This window comes from Planktothrix sp. FACHB-1355 (genome assembly GCF_014748295.1).
In the GTDB taxonomy this organism is placed as follows: Bacteria; Cyanobacteriota; Cyanobacteriia; order Cyanobacteriales; family Aerosakkonemataceae; genus Aerosakkonema; species Aerosakkonema funiforme_A.
The window spans coordinates 1-4366 of the sequence record NZ_JACJUP010000548.1 but is presented as its reverse complement, the minus strand read 5'-3'; the positions used below and the strand labels follow the sequence as shown (position 1 = coordinate 4366).

5 protein-coding genes are annotated in these 4366 nt (G+C 40.2%); 3 read left to right on the top strand and 2 right to left on the bottom strand.

What is annotated here, in order from left to right:
* Positions 1-779 (top strand): HAMP domain-containing sensor histidine kinase (locus tag H6S82_RS20380; protein WP_191056625.1); only part of this gene is annotated, 779 nt, incomplete at its 5' end.
* 1 nt (position 780) lies between these two features.
* The gene (locus H6S82_RS20375; protein WP_191056624.1) at positions 781-1473 is read left to right on the top strand and encodes a response regulator transcription factor; all 693 of its coding nucleotides are present in this window, start codon (positions 781-783) and stop codon (positions 1471-1473) included.
* A gap of 14 nt (positions 1474-1487) precedes the next feature.
* Here H6S82_RS20375 and H6S82_RS20370 read toward each other — a convergent pair whose 3' ends face one another.
* Both H6S82_RS20370 and H6S82_RS20365 read right to left on the bottom strand, forming a co-directional pair.
* Complete coding sequence (locus tag H6S82_RS20370; RefSeq protein ID WP_190467023.1) at positions 1488-2720, bottom strand: zinc ribbon domain-containing protein; 1233 nt, start codon at positions 2718-2720, stop codon at positions 1488-1490.
* 20 nt (positions 2721-2740) lie between these two features.
* Positions 2741-3088, bottom strand: a complete 348-nt coding sequence (locus tag H6S82_RS20365) for a hypothetical protein (RefSeq protein ID WP_190467018.1) — start codon at positions 3086-3088, stop codon at positions 2741-2743.
* Between the two features lie 149 nt (positions 3089-3237).
* Between H6S82_RS20365 and H6S82_RS20360 the strand changes: the two genes are divergently transcribed.
* Positions 3238-3495, top strand: coding sequence for a hypothetical protein (locus H6S82_RS20360; RefSeq protein ID WP_347339517.1), 258 nt, complete (start codon positions 3238-3240; stop codon positions 3493-3495).
* Positions 3496-4366: the final 871 nt, after the last annotated feature.

Here is a 4366-nt window from a genome sequence, read left to right as displayed (position 1 = left end):
ATCGGCTTTATCAACAAACCGTACTGCAACAGCAAGCTAAACTGCAAGCACAGGAAAAACTCGTCAGCGTTCGCGAAGATTTTGCCTCCGCACTTACCCACGACCTAAAAACTCCCCTGTTAGGCGCAATTGAAACCCTAAAAGCATTTCAACAAGAAAGTTTCGGTATCGTTCAACCCACTCAGCAAACTGTTTTGGCAACTATGATTCGCAGTCACAAAACTACGCTGCAACTGGTGGAAACCTTACTGGATATTTACCGTAACGATATTGAAGGATTAAACTTGAATAGGTCAACTGTCGAGCTAGTAGAAATTGCCGAAGAAGTTGCTACTACCCTAACCGATTTAGCCGCCAGTCGTCGCGTTCACATTTCGTTTAACTACGGCGAATCCGATTTCCGCAAGTTTTTATGGGTTAAAGGCGACCCTCTCCAACTTCAGCGCGTGTTTGCTAACCTATTAACCAATGCGATCAATCATTCTGTACGCGGTGGGAAAGTGGAAGTTGTGATGGAGCCAGGTGCTTCCCATCATACGATTAAAATTATAGATAGTGGGGCGGGAGTAAGGGCTGAGGAGCTTCCCTATCTATTTGAAAGATTTTACCAAGGACAGAGCGATCGTCAAGCAAAAGGATCGGGATTGGGACTTTACCTATCTCGTCAAATTATTGAAGCACACGGCGGTACAATTTGGGCAGAAAACCGTCATCCCACTGGCGCAATTTTCGCCTTTCGCTTACCTACCTTTCCGTACCATCTCTCCCAATCTGCCTAAAATGTCTTCTCTACCCTTAAAAATTTTATTAGTTGAGGATGATGAACTCTTCCGCCTTGGTTTGCGCGTTCGGTTGCAGCAAGAGACGGGTTTTGAAGTGATCGCGGAAGCTGAAGATGGGGAAACCGCTGTGGAAATGGCTAAACGCCATTCTCTCGATATTGTTGTATTAGATATTGGATTACCGGGAATTGGTGGAATAGAGGCTTGTCGCCAACTGCGGCAATTATATTCCCACCTGCCAATTTTGGTACTGACATCGCACACGCAAAAATCTCTGATCAATCGAATTATTGAAGTTGGCGCACAGGGTTACTGTTTGAAAGGTGTACCGTCGGAAACGTTAATTTTGGCAATTCGTTCGGTTGCTGCTGGTGCTTCTTGGTGGGATTCTAATGCTACAACCGAAATTCGTGCCGCTTTTGAGAAGGAATCCATCTCTACTATATCGGAAAATTCATCTGAAAAATTTGCTTCCCCCCTCACCCGTAGAGAACAAGAGATTTTGGCATTAATTGCCGTTGGCAAAACCAATCAGGAAATTGCCGAAATGCTGTATATTACTCCTGGTACGGTGCGCGTTCACGTTCACTCGATATTGCAGAAGTTAGATGTGCGCGATCGCACTCAAGCTGCTGTCATCGCTATTCAAAGAAAATCGATCGCTCCTGATTTGCTACCCGGTGCGGAATAAACAATATAGAAAGATTATCGATCGCTCTCTATTTTATGACCGCATTTACTACAAAAATTGCTATATTTATAAGCTTTTTGGTGGCAATTTGAGCAATCGATATACTGATCGTAACCGCAATAGGGGCAGAATTCATCGCTGAGGCGAAGTTTTGAGTTACAATTAATGCAACGCACTTTTTCGATTCTCTTTTTCGCTTGAACGCGGGGATTAAAAACCCAGATTTGCAGAAGTTTAATTAAACCCAGACCCAACAAAGGTATAATCAGGATAAAGGCATAGCTGGCAATAAATACCAAGCCGCCGAACAGCTTAACAATTAGTTCGATCGCTACACGAACAAGATTGCCAAATTGAATGAATTCAAAAAACTTAATTACTAAAGGAATACAGAAGATGGCGAGTAAATGCCAACTCAGTAGGCTTTGTAAGCCTAGATTTTTGCGGATGGCTGTAGAATGCCAAATATAAGCTATGAGAATTAACGGTAAGAGAAATAAAACTTGTAATAGTAATTGTTTGTTGGGATACCAAAACTCGGCTGTAGAGTAAGCTTTTTTGAGTGTTTCATATTCAGGAGTATTACTGAGAAGTTTGAGATAAGCGTCAGCAGCCGGATTTTGAATTAATTGAGTTTGCTGCGCGACGATTTGCTTTTCCTTAGTGGCGATTTGTTGCTGATTGCGATCGATCTCCGATTTGATGCGATCGGCATTAACTTTATTGATTGATTTTTCAGTCGGTTGACCTGCAATTTTTTCGAGTAAAGTAGAATTGTATTGCCTTTGCAGCGTTTGGATTTCTTGCTGGGAAGAAGAGATTTCGTTTCGCAGCCGATCGATACTGGTTTTTAATCGGACAGTTTCAGGAGTGTTAACTGCTTTGGATAAACGGGTATGATTTGTACATAGATTGTCAACCTCACCCAGCCTGTTGGAATTGTCAACATAAGGAAGTGGAGATTGTTTATTTTGTTCGATCCGATTTTCAATCGTGCTAACTTTAAATGCAAAAGTTTCTTTCTTCTCTGCTGTTTGGTAATTTTGATAAGCGTTAAAGCAGGGAAACTCTTCATATGGGGCTAGTGGCCATTGGGAAATGCTATTTAAGCCGCTAAAGACATTGAAAAGTACAAATATATCAATTAATATGAGAATAATTAAGCTAGTTTTATTGATTGGTTCGTGGCGGATATTAGTTAATTTTTCAACAAATTTGTTGCCAATTCTTCTAAAAAATGAGAACATAACGATACCTCAATAATTGATTAAGCTTTAACTACTAATGCCGAATAATTCGTAACCTTAATGAAGCGGCGATCCTGTGCGATCGCATTGAGGTAGCCGCCTTCTATACCGTGAAAATTTTGGCTGATGTAATAGGATGGATAGAGCGGGTCGGGTTGTCGGAAGCGATACGTTGCGGAGGAAGACGCAGCGCGATCGCTCTCGGCTTGCCAGTCTATGGTAGAGTAGAATCGTAGTTTCTCTTCACCGATCGGGAAGCGAAACATCGATTTTAATAAAAGCTGCCCAATTACGTTCTGACCTCTGGACACACCAACCTCTTTCCATAGAACATAGCTACGCTGATATTCTATCAGTTTTTTTGTCAATCTTTTTAGATTTCCTATTCGGAATTATGCAATCCCAAATGTAAAATCTAAAATTCGGTCAGCAAGTTAACGCAAAATTATTGGTCTTGAGTATGAAACTACAATTCTTTAATAAAAAAATTTCCGATTCGATCAAAGTGATATCTACAGTGCTGATAACCGGCGCGATCGCATTGGAAATTTGGCATATTTATGCGGTACTAACTCACACTGAGATACCAAACAGCCTCAACCCGATTTTCGCGATCGAGCGATTTGCCGTTGTCGCCCATTTTGTTGAGGGAGTAATAGCAGCTTTTTATGCGGCTTCCAAAAACAAGACGCCCCTAGAATATGGTATTTATACTTTTTTTGTGGGTACGGTTGGTTTGTTAGAACTGTTTGACAAGTTTGAGAAGGTAGATTAGCTCGATCGATTTATTTTTGTACTGTATTGCTGGATGTGACTACAGGGGTAGCTCTTTCAGATTTATGGAAAAAATTGGTTCTTCCGTACAAAGGTGTGCTAACTTAACTCAAATTTATCGTCAAAACCTTGCGTAGCAAGGCTTTGAGATTATTTATACCCCTACTTGTCTATGCTAACTTGCTTCTGACAGGGTAATCGCTTTGAAATCCCAGCTAGCTGAGGCTTAGGACACCAAAAAACAAATCATTTGGCACACCTTTGTACGGAAGAGCCCGTAAGTCTTACGATAGATAATCTTCGGGCCGTAAGAAACTAATAATGTATCCTGAATAACAATATATTTTTACCTAATATCGTTCTTTAGAAATAAAGCTTCTTTAAAACTCCAGGCAGATATTTATTAGCTTTTGGATAGTTACTATAAAAAAGCAACCGTATTTTGTCGCGCATCGCGCCCAGCTTTAAAAGCAAAATACTAACCCTTAAAGCATTATTTTTATAGCTACTCTACTTCTTTCGGTAAGCAAGGATAGCTAAAAACTTCTGCCTAAAATAGGAACTTTCAATTCAACGATAGGTGGAGTCATAGCGTGTTTCAATCGCAACGAATATCTTTTACTTTTAATTGGACATCTTTTCACTCAACAATCCTATCAAAAGAGGCATCATATAGTATAATAATTGCTTTTATTATTATGATTGTATGGGCTATTAGCCTCACCTTTTTACTTCACTTCAACTTAGGGCAAGTTAATTTTTTATGGATATTGCTTGGCATAGTTTGGCAAACCTTTCTATATACAGGTTTATTTATTACCGCTCACGATGCTATGCACGGCTTAGTTTTTCCAAGAAACCCCAAAATTAAC